At 69.4% G+C, this 1,018-nt stretch carries 1 protein-coding gene; it reads right to left on the reverse strand.

From position 1 onward, the window contains the following. Positions 1-33 precede the first annotated feature (33 nt). The coding region (locus X803_RS17510) for an aldehyde dehydrogenase family protein (RefSeq protein WP_156929945.1) at positions 34-1,018 on the reverse strand (985 nt) is incomplete at its 5' end.

Consider the following 1,018-nt stretch of genomic DNA (forward strand, 5'->3'; position numbering starts at 1 on the left):
ATCTCCGCCCGCTCGGCGGGTTAAAGGGAGCCGTCAGCGAAGGACTTCACCTGAAACGTTGTCCGGGTTGCCGAACCGGTGAGCGGTGATCGTGACCGCCTGCTCCCGAAGGAACGGCAGAAGCTCGATCCGGCCGGCCTCGGTGACCGGCCCAGCGTAGATCGCCACGTCGGGATCGCCGTCCGTGGCTTCGCAGAGCTCCCGGTAGCCGCCCCCCACCAGGCGCACGCGGCCGAGGCGCGCTGAGGGCGCAGCTGCCAGCCACGCGGCGTCGTCCTCTACCCGGTGGGTCACTTCCAGACCCGAGAGGACTGCCGTGACCGCCGGAGCCAGCGGTTCCGGCGTGGAGACCGCCATGGCGGAGCCGCTGCGCACCCCGGCTGCAACCACGCGGAGGATGTCCGCCATGGTTCCGGATTCATTGAGCCTGACAGTGACGGGGGCCGGCCGGTAGCGGAACTCGTTCCGCTCCACGCCGAGGGCCGATACGTCCTCATGGGTGCCGAAGGTGCGCACCCAGTGGCGCTGGTCGTCAGCTGCCGATCGGGCAAGGAAGCCCCGGTCTCCGTCCGGCACCTCCGCTGCATGAAGCAGGCGGCGGACGGAATCGTTCAGCGGGGCGTGGACGTTCCCGGCGTGCAGTTCCTCACGCTCCCAGCTGCCGAGATGGATGAGGTAGTTCGGTCCACCCGCCTTGGCGCCGGGCCCGACCGCCGAGCGCTTCCAACCGCCGAACGGCTGCCGCCGGACGATCGCTCCGGTGATTCCGCGGTTGACGTAGAGGTTTCCGGCCTCCACCGAGTCGAGCCACTGCGACACCTCGTCCGGGTCCATCGAGTGGATGCCGCCGGTGAGTCCGTAGGCGCTGGCGTTCTGCCACTCGATGGCCTGTTCGAGCGACTCGGCGTGCATGATCCCCAGCACCGGGCCGAAGAATTCCGTGAGATGGAAGTAGCTGCCCGGCCGGACCCCGGTCCGTACGCCGGGGCTCCAGAGCCGTCCGGTGTCGTCGAGCTGT

This window comes from Arthrobacter sp. 35/47 (genome assembly GCF_000520475.1).
Taxonomy (GTDB): Bacteria; Actinomycetota; Actinomycetes; order Actinomycetales; family Micrococcaceae; genus Arthrobacter_D; species Arthrobacter_D subterraneus.